This window comes from Halobacillus salinarum (genome assembly GCF_022919095.1).
In the GTDB taxonomy this organism is placed as follows: domain Bacteria; phylum Bacillota; class Bacilli; order Bacillales; family Halobacillaceae; genus Halobacillus_B; species Halobacillus_B salinarum.
This window is the reverse complement of the sequence record NZ_CP095073.1, coordinates 4,191,401-4,206,576: the sequence shown is the minus strand read 5'-3', so window position 1 is coordinate 4,206,576 and position 15,176 is coordinate 4,191,401. Positions and strand designations below refer to the sequence as shown.

The 15,176-nt window shown below is 42.1% G+C and carries 17 protein-coding genes and 1 riboswitch; of the genes, 12 read left to right on the top strand and 5 right to left on the bottom strand.

Features of this window, described 5'->3' with window-relative positions; all coding sequences use genetic code 11:
• Window positions 1-178: 178 nt before the first annotated feature.
• From MUN89_RS21580 to MUN89_RS21550, 7 genes are all read left to right on the top strand, one after another.
• Window positions 179-748 (top strand): nucleotidyltransferase domain-containing protein, encoded by a 570-nt coding sequence (locus MUN89_RS21580; RefSeq protein ID WP_244710294.1) that lies wholly within the window; start codon window positions 179-181, stop codon window positions 746-748.
• A gap of 80 nt (window positions 749-828) precedes the next feature.
• On the top strand, window positions 829-2,145 hold the full coding sequence (locus MUN89_RS21575; RefSeq protein ID WP_244710292.1) for a DUF2254 domain-containing protein: 1,317 nt from the start codon (window positions 829-831) through the stop codon (window positions 2,143-2,145).
• A 133-nt stretch (window positions 2,146-2,278) separates the two neighbouring features.
• The gene (locus MUN89_RS21570; protein WP_244710290.1) at window positions 2,279-3,094 is read left to right on the top strand and encodes a DUF368 domain-containing protein; all 816 of its coding nucleotides are present in this window, start codon (window positions 2,279-2,281) and stop codon (window positions 3,092-3,094) included.
• Window positions 3,095-3,168: 74 nt separating this feature from the next.
• Entirely contained in the window at window positions 3,169-3,486 is a 318-nt protein-coding gene (locus tag MUN89_RS21565; RefSeq protein ID WP_244710288.1) for a thioredoxin family protein, read from the top strand.
• 62 nt (window positions 3,487-3,548) lie between these two features.
• The gene (locus MUN89_RS21560) at window positions 3,549-4,622 is read left to right on the top strand and encodes an NAD(P)/FAD-dependent oxidoreductase (protein WP_244710286.1); all 1,074 of its coding nucleotides are present in this window, start codon (window positions 3,549-3,551) and stop codon (window positions 4,620-4,622) included.
• Window positions 4,623-4,962: 340 nt separating this feature from the next.
• A complete protein-coding gene (locus MUN89_RS21555; protein WP_244710284.1) occupies window positions 4,963-5,550 on the top strand; it encodes a class I SAM-dependent methyltransferase in 588 nt (195 codons plus the stop codon).
• A gap of 41 nt (window positions 5,551-5,591) precedes the next feature.
• Window positions 5,592-5,849: a DUF2164 domain-containing protein gene (locus MUN89_RS21550; RefSeq protein WP_244710282.1), complete on the top strand. Its 258-nt coding sequence runs from the start codon at window positions 5,592-5,594 to the stop codon at window positions 5,847-5,849.
• A gap of 87 nt (window positions 5,850-5,936) precedes the next feature.
• Here the strand turns inward: MUN89_RS21550 and MUN89_RS21545 are convergent, their stop codons facing one another.
• The 4 genes from MUN89_RS21545 to MUN89_RS21530 all read right to left on the bottom strand — a co-directional run bounded on the left by MUN89_RS21545 (window position 5,937) and on the right by MUN89_RS21530 (window position 9,829).
• Complete coding sequence (locus MUN89_RS21545; protein WP_244710279.1) at window positions 5,937-6,626, bottom strand: VOC family protein; 690 nt, start codon at window positions 6,624-6,626, stop codon at window positions 5,937-5,939.
• A gap of 84 nt (window positions 6,627-6,710) precedes the next feature.
• Entirely contained in the window at window positions 6,711-7,715 is a 1,005-nt protein-coding gene (locus tag MUN89_RS21540; protein ID WP_244710278.1) for an LLM class flavin-dependent oxidoreductase, read from the bottom strand.
• Between the two features lie 113 nt (window positions 7,716-7,828).
• Complete coding sequence (locus MUN89_RS21535; protein WP_244710276.1) at window positions 7,829-9,136, bottom strand: efflux RND transporter periplasmic adaptor subunit; 1,308 nt, start codon at window positions 9,134-9,136, stop codon at window positions 7,829-7,831.
• A 21-nt stretch (window positions 9,137-9,157) separates the two neighbouring features.
• Window positions 9,158-9,829 (bottom strand): hypothetical protein, encoded by a 672-nt coding sequence (locus MUN89_RS21530; RefSeq protein ID WP_244710274.1) that lies wholly within the window; start codon window positions 9,827-9,829, stop codon window positions 9,158-9,160.
• Window positions 9,830-10,013: 184 nt separating this feature from the next.
• Between MUN89_RS21530 and MUN89_RS21525 the strand changes: the two genes are divergently transcribed.
• Together MUN89_RS21525 and MUN89_RS21520 are read left to right on the top strand one after the other, a co-directional pair.
• Window positions 10,014-10,940, top strand: coding sequence for a YegS/Rv2252/BmrU family lipid kinase (locus MUN89_RS21525; RefSeq protein ID WP_244710272.1), 927 nt, complete (start codon window positions 10,014-10,016; stop codon window positions 10,938-10,940).
• Window positions 10,941-11,080: 140 nt separating this feature from the next.
• Entirely contained in the window at window positions 11,081-11,437 is a 357-nt protein-coding gene (locus MUN89_RS21520) for a VOC family protein (RefSeq protein WP_244710270.1), read from the top strand.
• A gap of 68 nt (window positions 11,438-11,505) precedes the next feature.
• On the opposite strand, the gene MUN89_RS21515 is transcribed toward MUN89_RS21520, so the two are convergent.
• Window positions 11,506-12,117: a class I SAM-dependent methyltransferase gene (locus tag MUN89_RS21515; protein ID WP_244710268.1), complete on the bottom strand. Its 612-nt coding sequence runs from the start codon at window positions 12,115-12,117 to the stop codon at window positions 11,506-11,508.
• Window positions 12,118-12,294: 177 nt separating this feature from the next.
• On the opposite strand from MUN89_RS21515, the gene MUN89_RS21510 reads away from it, so the two are divergent.
• From MUN89_RS21510 to abc-f, 3 genes are all read left to right on the top strand, one after another.
• Window positions 12,295-12,762: a MarR family winged helix-turn-helix transcriptional regulator gene (locus MUN89_RS21510; protein WP_244710266.1), complete on the top strand. Its 468-nt coding sequence runs from the start codon at window positions 12,295-12,297 to the stop codon at window positions 12,760-12,762.
• Window positions 12,763-12,818: 56 nt separating this feature from the next.
• A complete protein-coding gene (locus tag MUN89_RS21910) occupies window positions 12,819-12,926 on the top strand; it encodes an RAxF-45 family protein (protein WP_305852436.1) in 108 nt (35 codons plus the stop codon).
• A gap of 97 nt (window positions 12,927-13,023) precedes the next feature.
• On the top strand, window positions 13,024-14,883 hold the full coding sequence (abc-f, locus tag MUN89_RS21505) for a ribosomal protection-like ABC-F family protein (protein ID WP_244710264.1): 1,860 nt from the start codon (window positions 13,024-13,026) through the stop codon (window positions 14,881-14,883).
• A gap of 113 nt (window positions 14,884-14,996) precedes the next feature.
• A riboswitch (SAM riboswitch) is annotated at window positions 14,997-15,105 on the top strand.
• Window positions 15,106-15,176 lie beyond the last annotated feature (71 nt).

Here is a 15,176-nt window from a genome sequence, read left to right as displayed (position 1 = left end):
AATAACGTGTTTTAACTAATTCCCTATTCATCCTTACTTAAACACTTGCCAGTTTCAAAAAATTATACCAAATGTGCTTAGTTAATAAAACAATCATTGCTATAAAGAACGAAAATAGCCATTTAGCGTCATAGAGTGGAGATAAATGGAAAGAATACTAGGGGAAAGGTGGGAGACTATGTTTGACCGATGCCTGGAAATCAAGAAATGGTTGAAGTCTTTTCAAGGAAAATGGATGGTGGCTGGAGGGTGGGCGATTGATTTACATATTGGCGAGGAAACTCGCAGTCATGAAGATATTGAGGTTGCAGTATTCCGCAATGACCAGCTGAGTTTGATTCCGGTGCTGAAAGGGTGGGAAGCCTATTTCTACAGCAATGGAGAGGCGTTTTTATGGGATCAAAAAACCTATTTGGAAGCGCCGATTCATGAACTTCATGTCATCAACCCAGCTGGAGAAGAGGTGGAGCTTCTATTAAATGAGCGGAAGAGAGACCTGTTTTGCTTTAGGAGAGATAAAGAAATAACATTCCCTATTGAACGGATGCAGTTGCATTCAGAAATGGGTATTCCGTACTTAAATCCAGAAATCGTCCTGCTTTATAAAGCGAAATATACAAAGCAAAAGGATGAAGATGATTTTAATAACATCTTTCCGCATCTAAATGAGCGTCAGAAGGAATGGCTGAAGCAGTCACTGATTCATTATGACCGCACGCACGTCTGGCTCGAAAAGCTCCTTTACTGAGAGGCACAGATTTTCCCAGTTTAAAGGGAGGCTGCTCAGGTAAAAGGCGGGGTGTAGAATTATAGAAAGAAGGCGGATATATGAATAAAGAAAAAATGTGGGTTCATGTGAGAGACAGCTTTTGGTTTTTACCAGCGGTATATGGATTAATTTCGCTGGCTGCAGTCAGTTTGGTCAGCGTAGCGGACTTTTTGCTAGTCCCTAAGTTCGAAAAGAACATCCCGTCGGTTTTTCTTACGAATAAAAGTGTGGCTCAAACCTTGTACGGGTCATTGATTACTTCAATCCTTACGATGACGACGATTAGTTTTTCGACCATTATGGTCGTGTTAACAACTTATACGACCCAGTTCTCACCAAGGACGCTTCAGGACTTTATGAGAAGCCGCTTTACCCAGCATGTACTTGGAGTTTATTCTTTCGGGTTTATATTTTCACTCGTGAATTTACTTCTGCTTGGAAAGGAACAGAGTAAGGGACTTATCAGCCCGTTTCTTACCGTAATCATATCTATTATTTGTTTAGCTTTTTTTATATTGTTTATCCATCACTCCTCTCAATTCGTTAAAGTCAACAATCTAATCGGTCAAATACGTCTCAGTACTTCCAAAATTATTAAGAAAACGTTTGAAGAAAAAGATTATGAAGAAAGCAGCGTGTGGGATCAAGAAGAAGTGGACCACATACGAAGTGCGAATCGGAGAGTTATTTATGCTGAGCAATCTGGTTATGTACAGGGGGTTCAAATCAAGCCATTAATGGCTTGGGCTAAAGAAAATGATGTTCTGCTAGAAGCGGACTTTTTTATCGGGCACTATATCCAAAAAGGAATGCCGATTTTTTATTACATTCAAAACAATGAATCGGATGAATTCTCTCCTGAATACTGTTTACAATTCCTTCTCATAGGGAATGAGCGGACGGATATCCAGGATATTGAGTTTTCGATTCAAAAGCTTGTAGAGATTGCAGTTAAATCGATTTCTCCGAGTATTAATGATCCTCATACCGCTGTGAATTGTATTAATAGAATTGGTTCGTTACTGGCGGAACTCGGTCAGCAATTCATTCCAATTCGTTATTATGCTGATCATAACCAGGATCTTAGGCTTATACTGGAACCCAAACCATACAGGGAATACTTGTATAAAAGCTTTTATCAAATAAGAATTTACGGCAGACATGATTTGTCAGTGATGAACGGCGTACTTGAGGCCTTGTACAAGATTGCGGTTGTAGACGGTGCGGAAGTCAGAAAAGATGTGTGGCGGTTTGGGGAATACATGATCAAGGCGGTCGACGTGGAAGAACTGGAAGAGCTTGATTATGAATACTTTCATCAGCAGGCCAAGAAGCTTGCGAATGCATGTGGAGAACCGCTGGACTATTTAGCCTGATAACAGCAAAGATTGAGTTGTTTTTCAGGCTTGTTTTTTTGGACAAATCTAACAAAGTGACATAAAATCATATCAATGTCTGGTAGAATGTAAGAGGGAAAGAGAGAGAATGAAATAAAGGAGTTCGAAATACATGTGGGAATGGAAAAACATTTACCGCGGCATCCTGATGGGTGCAAGTGACGTCGTGCCGGGTGTGAGCGGCGGAACAATAGCGGTCGTTTTAGGAATTTATGATCGACTGATCGAAGCTATCAATGGATTCTTCAGCCGGGAGTGGAAGAAGCATTTAAAGTTTTTACTTCCACTGGGAATCGGGGTTGGCATTTCGATATTAATGCTGTCTAAACTGATCGAGTGGCTGTTTGGCCATTATCCCGGGCCAACTGAATTTTTCTTTTTAGGACTGATCATTGGAGTCGTCCCGTTTCTTTCGCATAAAGCGGATGTAAAACATAATTTTACCAGCCGGCACTATCTCATTTTTCTGATCGGAGTAGTGATTGTCGGATCGCTGGCATTCTTTCAGGCGAACGAATCGGAACCGATGCAGAACCTTACACTAGCCACGTATGTGTTTTTATTCTTCTCCGGCTGGATTGCTAGCAGCGCCATGATTCTTCCAGGGATCAGCGGGTCTTTTATTTTGTTAATTATAGGAGTATATACTACCGTTATTCATGGTATTTCTGAGCTGAGAATCGATATTATCGCAGTTGTAGGCTTAGGGGTTGCTTTAGGGTTAATCTTTATGAGTAAAATCATCAATTATTTCCTGGAGCACCACACCTCAGGGACGTTCGCGCTGATCATTGGGTTTGTGATCGGATCCGTTTTTGTTATTTTTCCAGGACTGCCGGAAAGCAATCTGATGTGGTTTGTAAGCGGGGTTACCTTTATCGCCGGTCTGCTTGCTGCCTGGCTGCTTGGACGCGTCGAATATTCGTAAGCGTGTGGCAGGACAAACAGGAATAGATTTTTTAAGATAATAGAGAATACTTTTAACAAAGGAGCAATTACATCATGGAACCGATTCATACAATGGAAGCATTTAATCAAATCATTTCGAGTGAACAGCCGGTTATTGTTAAGTTTCAAGCGGACTGGTGTCCGGATTGCCGGAGAATGGATATGTTTATCGGTGATATATTGACGGAATACAAGGAGTATCAATGGTACGAAGTAAACCGGGATGAACTGCCGGAAGCAGCTGAACAATATGAAGTGATGGGCATTCCTAGTCTGCTCGTGTTTAAACAAGGGGATAAACTCGCTCATTTACACAGTGCTTATGCAAAAACTCCTGAAGAGGTTGAGGAATTTTTGCAAAAACACCTTTAACTGTCGCGTCCACATGGTCAAGTTCCATGTGGATGTTTTTATCTAGGGAAGGGGGCTGAAATGTGTCAAAGCGAATGCTGTTAATAGGGTCGGGCCCTGCTCATCTGGAAGTGCTCCGATCGATGGCTGAAGGCAGCTGGCAGGGTGTTGATGTCTGTCTAATCTCACCATCGAGCTATTACGAACACAAGGGAATGCTATCCGGATATATAGAAGGAATTTATTCTGCGGAAGATATACGTGTTAATGCTGAATCATTGCTGGCGAGGGCAGGCGGTCAATTCATTAAAAAAATCCCTTCTGTTGTATATCCCCGGCAGAAAAAGCTGGTATGTTCCGATGACACTGTTTACCCCTTTGATGTCATTAGCTTTGATATGGGGGAAAGCAGTCTCCTAAAACCAAGTGAAGGGACAGGTATAGAAAGGACCGCTGATCCATTGTATAAGCAAATCGATAAGCTGAAACAGACGAACCATCCTTTGATTATTGGAGGAGGAACGTCAGGAATAGAAGTTGCATTCGCTATGCAATCGTACAAAAACAACCGAAATATTCCGGGCGATGTGCGGTTGTTAACTTCAGATAAAACGTGGAATACTTCCAGCCCTCTATCCAATAGACTTCGCAGCCTTCTCACTAAAAGAGGTGTCCGCGTTTGGGAAAATGAAACTGCAGACATCATCGAAGATTCGTTTATACTCACCAATCTAGGCAATAAAGTGAGGAATACTGGAGTTCTTTGGCTTGGAGGAGCTTCTAAAGCGGGGATTTTTGACGCTTCAGGTATAGCAGCAGATGAAGAGGGAAGGGTACTTGTACAGCCGACGATGCAATTAAAAAACTTTGATTATATTTTCGCTGCAGCCGGACACGTAACAGGTATAGATGAATTCTCTCATGCGAAGAAAAAAGGGTCTCCAAGGAAACAAGAGACCGTACTCGCGGAAAATCTCAAACGCTTCTTAACGGATGAACCACTTGAAATATACCGCCCAGAAAAGCCGAATGTATCGATTATTTCAACGGGAAACCAAAAAGGTTTACGTAATTATGGACCTGTATCGATCCATAACCATAGACATTGGAAAATCAAAAATAAACAGGATCAGGAATTCATCCATTCCTACACCTGAAAACGGGGCTGGTACAAAAGAGTTTTAGCCCCTATTAAATCCGAATGAAGGTGAACTTATTACGATAAGACTTTACCCTCGTTCGGATTTTTAGGTTAGTTGAACTTCAACTTCTTATAAGGTGGGAGCATGGCCGCTCCGGCAGAAGATTTCTTTTTCCGCAAAGCAGGTCGATGTGGCACAGGACATGCTGGTCTTAATCAAACTTCCTTTCCCTGCCCTTCTTTGTTCGTCTATAGAAGGAAGGTTTTAATGATGTCCCAGCCACGTTTTTTCTCGGACAAGTTAAAGAAAAGGTGGATAAGGGAAGGTAAGGGTTAGAAAAGGAGGAATGCGAAAAATGTTAGGTTCGCAATTTTCACGCCCGCATGGAGCTGCTGGCAAACTAGCAGGCTGGTTTATGTCTAAAGAGAATGAAGAGTTAAATGAATGGACATTATCATTTTTAAATATGAAGGATAACGAACACGTTTTAGAGGTGGGATTCGGACCGGGAAGTGCAATCAAACAGCTATTAAAATCGAATCAGGTGAAAGTGCTTGCCATTGACCCTTCCGAGGCGATGGTCGAGACGACAATCCGCAGGCTTGGGAAACTGCCTTTTCTCGAGCAGGTTTGTATCGTTCATGGTGAAGCGGCTCTGATTGAACAGTTTAATCTTACCTTTGATAAAGTGTATTCAATAAATAACGTGACGTATTGGAAAAATCCAGTCGAAACGTTACGGTTTCTAAAACAGCATATGAAGCCGAATGGAAGAATTGCCCTTACGCTGTGCCCTCATGAAAAAGGAGCCACTGATGATACAACAGAAGTATTGAGCGGCCAGCTTACGTCGATGCTTCAAAAAAGCGGGTTCCGCAATATTGAGGCTTTTGTAAAGCCAACAAAACCAAACGATACGGTATGTGCAGTGGCCATGAGCTAGAGTTGCTCTGTGCTACTATGGAGACGGAAGGAGGAAAGACAATGACTCATACGTTATCAAAAGAGGAAAGGGAATACCTCGTAGATCGAGTGAAAGAATACTTCGAGCTTGAACGCGGAGAAGTGCTTGGCGATCTTGCGGCAGATCAGATTGTACAAATGATGGTAGAGGAGCTGGGGCCATTTATGTATAACAAGGCGATTGCCGATGCCCGCCAAATGGTAGAACAAAAGGTTATGAATATGGATGAAGATCTTCTGTCTCTAGAGCGTCCTGCGGGACGGCCGAAAAGGAGATAATGTCCAGCCTGCATACGTACACGCCCATTTTTGATAAAAAACCATCGAGGAAGAACGATAGACAGTTTCCTCGATGGTTTCGTTTTATTATAAGATCATACCATTAACATTTGCTTCAAGTCCTTCCCCAATGGACATAGTAAGCTTTGCATTCTCAAGCGGCCAGTAAAAGCTGGGATTTCCTATTTCGCCTTTCTCAGTTCTTGCCGGCCCGAGCTGATAAAGGTCCTGAAATAGAGGTACTGAATGTTCCGGACTCCTCACTCCTATGTTCAGCTCCGTTAAAGGCTGATTCACCTCTGCACTCTTATCTTCAGGGATCCTATCCTTTTCCCATTCGATGAGAAAAGGAGCGGTCCATGAATCGCTTTTCACAGAAGGAAAGAGCATCTGCCATTTTAACAGCTCTCCATCCTGCTTCTGACGCTGCCCTTGGTAAGGCCCGCTATAGGGAATGTTTTGCTGCTGAAATTCGTGGACATACGCATCCATGTTCGCAGTCCGAAGAGCAAATTGGATAAGTCCCTGCTGATTTTGCGCTAGGGCTTCATATAATTGCTGAATTAATGGATTCTCTGAATGAGAAGCTTTTATTTCATCAATGATTCCTATCCATTCGACGTAGCTTTGGTTTGGAAAAAAACATAGATGATTGTATGTTCCCCATTTCTCATGCGTTCCACCTTCCACTGTTTTGAACCCTGTTTTTCTTGCGTAGGAAGCACATGCCTCTTCCGGATTTTGTGAAGCTACGACTATATGATCCAGAGCAAGCATCTTTCTTTCACTCCTCTCATATCATGCTAATTTTAGTTAAATTTCCGTTTTTAATGAGCATTAAACGTACGATACGTACTGCGCTCATGTAGAGCGGGGGGTTAATTGAAAAGCCTTAGCTAATAATTCATAAGATTTCAATCGAGCTTCAAAGGGAGTGACGATCGTATTAATAATGACTTCATCAACGAAGTAGCTTTCTGCCAGGCTTTCTAATTCCATTTTTACTTTGTCAGGGGAACCAACAATGATACGGCTTCGATTCTCTTGAATCCGCTCTTCTTCAAACATGGAATACGAATAGTTCAGGGCTTCGTCCGGGGTAGGGAAACGCCGGATCTGCTTGCCTTGTTCAATTTTAAGAATGGCAAGATCAAGGCTGGCTGCCAGGTATTCTGCCTGCTCATCTGTTTCTGCACACACGGCAAACACCGAAACATTTCCCTTGGGTTCCTGCTGCTGAATAGAAGCATTAAAATAGTTGAGGTAGCGCTCCATGGCTTTTGTTCCTCCATGGCCATTAATAAAATGGGCAAAAGAATAGGAAGCTCCTATGTCAGCGGCAAGACGGGCGCTCGTACCACTAGAGCCGAGCATCCAGATCGGTGGAGAAGAATTGCCATGAGGTGTGGCTGAGATCCCCATTCCTTGAGGATCTTCACCATGAAGATAAGCCATCAATTCAGAAATTTTAGCGGGATAATCTTCAACACTAGGGAATTTATTTTTGTTGAGGGCAAGATTTACGTTTGGTTTTCCTCCAGGCGCACGTCCTACTCCTAAATCAATTCTTCCAGGATGAAGGGTCTCGAGGACACGAAAGGTTTCTGCCACCTTATAAGCACTATAGTGGGGAAGGAGTATTCCGCCTGTGCCTATGCGGATGTTTTCTGTTTTACCTGCTAAATGAGCCGCCAATACTTCAGGAGTGGAGCCTGCTAAACTATCTGTACTATGATGTTCCGCCACCCAAAAACGATGGTAGCCAAGCTTATCCGCCCACTGAGCAAGCTCAGTTGTCTGCTTTAGCGCATCGTGAGCGTTCATTCCTGAGAGAACCGGAGATTGTTCTAGTATACTAAGTTTCATAAAATCGTTCCTTCTGTTCAGTCTTTTTCTTCCATCATCGTGCCATGCGGGGGCCGGGAATGCAATTCATTTGTGTTCATAAAAACAGCCCACAACGATATGTGGGCTTCCTACTAACGAGCGAATAAACCAAGTAAGCCATAGGTCTTTATTGTTTTCGTGTCTATATCGAATAGCTCCTGAACGTAGAGCTCCCGCATTTTAATAGGAGTGATAAAGCCAGCCTGTCTTCTGAATTCATCTTTTGGAGTATAAGCAAGCCATTCTCCTGGCTTCAAGCCTTTCTTAATCTCTACTAAGCCATTTTCCTTTATTCCGGTCTCAATGGTTCTTCTTTCCAGTACTCCTTCATCATTCATAACCCATGCATAGAGGTTCTTTTTAGTGATCAGAACATCCTCCATAGCTGTTACAGCATCCTCTGCCTGTGCTGTAATCACTTCCACATCCGCGTGGTAACCGGGGAGCAGATCTTTATTTTGCTCATCTAAGGTGACGGTAAATGGGTAAAGACTGCTGCCATAAACTTCTGTTTTATTCGGGAAATCCCGAACGGAAGCTAATGTTCCAGTTAATTGAAGTTCCAGATCTGGAATATTTATGTCTGCCATCATATCTTGTTCGACTTTTTTCCGTTCTTTTTCATCAAACTTGCCTTCAATTAAGAGATTGGAAGACTTTAAAGTAAGCAGCGGATCAGACAAATCCTTGGATATGTGAGTGACGGTCCCAGTAAACGGGCTTTTAACAGTAATCGTTTGTCCGGTTTCCTCCAGCTCATCAAGCTGCTCTTCAACCATAGAAATCATCGCTTCTTTTTGGGAGAGTTCTAATTCTTTTTCTGCAACGGCTTCTTGTTTATTGAATTTAGCGGTGGCCGTTGCATCCTGTTTACTGTCGTTCGAGTTCTCATTTGTGTTAGTGGTTGAATTGCTGTCTGCCGTACTGCTGAATTCACCTCCGGGACTCGTACCAAACGCTCCTGAATATGCGCTGCTGCTCTCAGATTCCGGAATATCAATGTTTTCCACTTCATCGATGTAAGATTGGATCGCTTCCTTTTCTTCCTCCAGCTGATCTAACCTTGATTCAAGCTCTGTTTGCTGCTGTGTATAATCGCTGACTTCATATGTATAAAGGTCGTCCCCTTCTTCGACCTGGTCACCCTCTTGAATAAGAAATTCCTGAAAGGCCCCTGTCTGTTTATCAAAGTACACAGAATTGGAAGCGTCGGCGGCCAGAACTCCTTTAGTATCGAGCGTATTGTACAGATCGTAGGTGATGGATTTGGACCACTGGTTAATGTATGATTTACGATCGACTTCGTCATTGTCATCAAAGTAGATTAAGAGAGCATTGGCTGTGATAAAAGCAACGATAGCAATTCCAATAATTCTCCCTTTGTAATTGGTTCTCTTCATCTCGTTATCACCTCGGCTATTTTATCTGATTAGGTAGAGCAAAAACAGATCATAGTAGGATAATGCTGCTGTTCCTGCCCATAGAAGAATGTGCCAAATGATGGTTCCTGTCCAGATCCAGCCGATTTTGGTGGAAGAGAGGTAGGAGATGCATTTGACTTGATACCAGATGATAAACAACTGGAAAATGGAAATGGCGCCAAAAAAATAAACCAGCCAATCCTGGCTTGTGACATAAGAGGCTATTACCCCAAACGAGAAGGGAGAAACGTACCAGTCGATCCCAGCGTAAACCATCAGTGGAATCCAGGTTACCCTTTCCAGCAGCATAATCATTAACACGTTCATCTGGACGATAAATAATTTTTTATAAGAAGTATCATTAAAGAGCCAAAAATAAAAAGAAGCGATGAAGATAACGAAAATAAAAAGAATGAAAGAATAGGCTGCGCGGCCAAGTAAAAACCAGGCTTTTCGAAACTCGTATTCAATTCGATTCAACTCTGCCATATTGGCGGAAATCGGATCTGTTCCGAGACCAATCCAGGACGACCATAAATATGTAAGAATTGTCCCTAATAAAAGCAAGAATAATAGATTATATACATTTTTAATTCTTTCTGCTTCATTTAATTTGAATAAGTAATCATTGCGGCGGAACATTAGTTTGAACAAATTAACTGAATAAGTCATGCCGTCCATCCTTTTTTGTCTGTCTATTCTTATCCTATTTTAACTGAATTTGTCATTCCTTGCTACACGAACCTGCTATTTGTTGGGAAATCGAAAGGAGAAAAATCTTTACTGGGACGATAGTTTCATTTCCAACTGAAAAGGAAATCATAGTTGTAATGTCACTTTGAAGGGAAGATCATGAATGCCTCGTTACAACACAGGTTTATATATATATAACGGAAATAGTGAACCAGGGATGCTTGAACAAAACCTTTCGGCAACTATACCTATCCTTTCACAGGAAGTACAACAATTGTCCATCATTCAAACCCTTTCATTAGAAGAGTTTCAGAATGCTTGCAGAGAAGAAGCTCCGCAGGTAGAAGTCCTTTTTATTCTTGGAGGAGATGGTACGCTGCATGAATGCATCAACATTCTAGCGGAAGTGGAAAATCCTCCTGTGATTGGAATCCTGCCAGGAGGAACTTGCAACGATTTCAGCAGGGTACTGGATATTCCTCAGAATATGCAGCAGGCTGCCCGTGCGATTATTCAGGGAGAAGAGAGAAAGGTAGATGCAGGAAAAGCTGATGAAGGATACTTTCTCAACTTCTGGGGGATCGGCTTAGTTACACAGACTTCTTTTAATATCGATGAAGGACAGAAAGATCGTTTTGGCGTGCTCAGTTATTTTATTAGTGCTTTGAAAACAATTAATCAGGCAGCTCCTTTTAATTTTTCCATTCAAGTGGATGAGGACACGATAAAAGGAGAAGCGGTTATGATCCTCGTATTAAATGGACAGTTCATTGGCACACGTCAGCTTCCAGTCCCTACGATTCATTTACAGGACGGCAAGCTTGATGTATTAATTATCAAAAATTCTAATTTAACCTCTTTCAGGGAACTGCTAACGATGGGACAGCCTGGAGCCGAACAACGAAGATTCCAGGAGCTCTCTCATATGCAGGGAGAACAAATAAAGGTCAGCACAGAACCGGAACAAGACGTGGATATGGATGGAGAAATCCATGGAAAAACCGATTCTACGATCGAAGTTCTCCCGGATCACTTCACTTTTCTAACAGGCGGAGATAACGCGCTCCGCTTAAACAATCGCGCTGAGTAAAATTGGAGGATTCATCGACTCCTGCTCAAAAGAATGAGCGGGAGTTTTTTATAGGGAGGAGTTTTTTTAAATGTGACGAAAAAGTAGAAGTGGATGATTATGGAAGGAGCTGAAATCATGGAAAAAACAGTAACCCCCGGGTGCACGGTGTCTTTATACATACCCGAAATTTAAAGAAGTCAGCAGCTTGGTACAGCTGGCTGCTGGGTCTGCCGTTTCGTGAGGAAGACGTCCAATCTCCCGTGTACAATCTTCCGACGAAGGAAGGTTCTTATCTCACGATTGACGATCATTGTAATGATCCCTCCTATCAATTTGAACCAATTAAGACCCCGGTGTTCAATTTCTGTTCGAACGATTTGAAAAGAACTTATGAGGATCTAAAAGAACAACAGGTTCCAATTGTCAGGGAAATTGAGCAGCACGGTGATTTCGGCTGGTTCAACATTGAGGATCCCGATGGGCATGTAGTTATGGTATGTGGAGATATTCGATAAGTGGCAAGGAAATATTTTACAGAGGTTTCAGGGTATAGGAAAGAGCCGTCAAAATAATGGCTCTTTCTTTATTTTTTGCACACGGCAATTCCTAAAGGGTGGTAGACACCTTCTCTTGGAGGCTCGATCAGGACTCCTTTTTGATAATAAAATGATGTTTCCTGGTAGTTGGAAAACAGTTCTCTGAATTGATCTGCGGTTATTTGATGAAAATGAAAAGGGGAGCCGCAGGGAATCCCTCTTCCTTCACCGAACGGGGTTGATACCAGCAGTGTGCCTCCAGGCTTCAACAGCTGGTAGTAATTTTGCAGCAATTTTTCCTCGTCTGACACATGCTCATATGTTTCAAAACTGACAATCACATCAAAAGTCCCGATTTTTTCCATCAAAGATGAATCAACTGCATCGTGTGCTTCAAACCGGGACTTTGGATGGTAATACCTTCCTCTGGCGTATTCAAGGATCTCCTCATCAATATCCACACCAATGATTTCTTCAATTTCGCTTTTACATTCCTTAGCAATCATGTGTGTGCCATAGCCGGATCCGCAGGAAAGGTCAAGAACTCGGCCTTTCATATAAGCTAATGCGAATTGGTAACGGGCTATATGTTCTAGGAGAAGATTATTAGTCGGTTTCATAAATTCGGGAATGACGCGTTCTCCAGTATCTTTTACCAATTCGTGTCACCGCTTTCTGTATGGTAAAATAGGGAATCGTATTCATTATGACACAACCATTGGAGGAAACCAAAAATCACCCTTCAAAATACAGCTCGTTTACGAAAGTTGACAGTGTAAAATCACTCTATCTATACTAACCTTATTAGCAGCCTACCTAGAAAGGACGCGAGTAGCATGACCGATCAAAATCTCTACCGCCAGAAAAAAGAAGACCCCTCATTGAAATTATTTGTCGTATTATCAAAAGCACAGCGTTCCATTGCCGACTTAGTGAAGGATGATATTCAGCGTTATGACTTGAACCCAACGGAGTTCGGAGTGCTTGAGCTGTTATACCATCAAGGCGACCAGCCGCTCCAAAAAATTGGAGAGAAAATTCTTTTAGCCAGCGGCAGCATTACTTACGTGGTGGATAAATTGGAAGAAAAAGGGTATCTTGAACGGATTCCCTGCCCAGAAGACCGAAGAATTACATTTGCTTCCATTACTGAAAAAGGCAGAGAATTGCTGCACAGCATTTTTCCTGATCATTGGAAACAGATTGAAGCGATCACTGCAGGGCTGTCTGAAGAAGAGAAGAAGCAGGCCATTAATCTTCTGAAGAAACTCGGTACGTATGCGGACCAAAAAAAGCCTAGATAAGCATTTATCTTTACGTTATAATGAGAGTAATTCTAAAGACAAAAGGGGGTATGAAGATGTTTCCGAAGCACGCGATTGATCAGAAGCTTTTGCATTTCATCCGTGCGATTTTTCATGAAGCAACTGTACAAGGGACACGTATGTCCACTTTTACAGTTGAATAATGAAAAGGAAACGTCTCATACCTGAATTTATATTTGTTTGGACTAAAGTCAGAGGTAACGGGACCTCTGGCTTTTTTTGTCTTTAGGAGGAATGAAAATGTTAATTACTTTAAAAAATGCTTATAAAATTGTTGGGGGAAATGAATTATTTCAAGCACTGAACTTTGAACTGCAAGCAGGGCAGAAAGCCGCGCTGGTAGGAAGAAATGGCAGCGGTAAGTCAACACTGTTTCGTCTGCTGACTAAGGAGGAGTCCTTAGATGGCGGTGACTTGTTCATACAAAAAGGGCTATCGATCGGCTACCTGCATCAGATTCCAGAAGAACGGAATGATACGGGCTATGACTATTTGAAGTCCGCTTTTCATGCTCTTCAACAAATGATGGAAGAAATGAAGAAATTAGAGACAGCGATGCTTGACCCGGAACAGATGGAGAAAGCCTTAAAACAATATGGGGAATTGCAGGATCGCTTTACCAGGGCTGGAGGGTATGAAATGGAATCCATGATCAGCCAGGTAGCTCAAGGATTAAATATCCAGTCTCTGCTGAACCAATCGTGCAGACATTTGAGCGGGGGAGAAAAGACAAAACTCGGCTTAGCCAAAATTCTTTTGGAAAAACCAGGTTTGCTTTTACTTGACGAGCCGACCAACCATTTGGATTTACAAGCCATTGAGTGGCTGGAAGGCTATATTCAACAGTATCATGGGACCGTCTGTATGATTTCGCATGACCGGTCTTTCCTTGATCATACAGTGGATGGCATTATGGAGATTGAATCAGGAGAAATTGACCGTTACAAAGGGAATTATTCTTCTTATGAAAAGCAGAAAGAAGAAAAGCTGCTGGCAGAGTTTCATCAATACCAGGAGCAGCAGAAAAAGATAAAAAAAATGAAAGAAGCCATTAAACGTTTAAGGCAATGGGCAAATGAAGCAAATCCTCCAAATGAAAAATTGTTTAAGAAAGCCAAAAGCATGGAGCGTGCCCTTGAACGAATGGAAAAAATCGACAAACCGCTCATCGACCCAAAAAAAATGAATTTAACTTTCCATACCAAAGATCGAATGGGCAAAGACATTATAGTCGCTGAAAAGCTTCACAAAAGCTATGCTTCAAGAAATATTTTGGCTGATCTTGATTTACACATTCGATATAGGGACCGGCTTGCGATTGTTGGAGAAAACGGGTGCGGAAAATCCACCTTATTAAAGTTGTTATTAAAAGTTGAGAAACCAGATCAAGGAACCATTCGCACAGGCCCATCTGCAAAGTTTGGCTATCTAGCTCAAAATCCGCTTCAAGACAATGATGAACACGTGCGGATGATTGATTATTTCAGAAGCTTTATTCGAGTAACTGAAGGACAGGCGCGGCATATATTAGCTGGCTTTATGTTTTATGGATATGATGTTTTTAAAAAAATCGGGCAGCTTAGCGGTGGAGAACGGATGCGGTTAAAGTTAGCTATATTTATGCATCAAGGGATTAATGTTCTCGTGCTTGATGAACCGACGAATCATTTGGATATTGATTCCCAGGAAGTCCTCGAAGACGCCGTTCAAGGTTTTGAAGGTACGGTCATATGCGTTTCCCACGACCGTTATTTCTTGAATCAATGCTTTAACGAAACGGCTTATTTAGTAAACGGACAGCTCCACAGGTATTTTGGAAGCTATGAAGAAACGAATCATCATTGGAACGCGCTTTTAGAAGAACAAAAGTCTGTGACAGTAAAGAAAGAAGCTGTGAAGGCGGCGATTAAGCCGGAATCTCCCTCCAGCCGGCCGGAAAGTCTCGAAGTCCAGATCGAAGAAAAGGAGCAGCAATTGGCGCTTATTGAGGAAGAAATGGAAAGAAAGACTTCAAGCTCCGACATTGAAAAGCTTGAAAAAGAAAAAAGAGCACTCGCTCAAGACATCGATAAATTATACGAACGATGGATGGAAGCCTGATTCGGTAAATGGATAAAAACAGGAAAAACAGCATTCTCTGTACAAGCTGTTGACATTTTGTTCAATTCATCATATGATAACCATCATTAACTAAATCATCGAACTACAATGATTTCTTATCCAGAGAGGTGGAGGGATAGGCCCTTGGAAGCCTCGGCAACAGGTTTATGATCAAACACTGTGCTAACTCCTACGGACAAATGATTGTCTGGAAGATAAGAAGAGCGCCCACTTAGTGACGAACGATAAAGTCCTCTTCTTAATATGATAAGAAGAGGACTTTTTATTGAGAA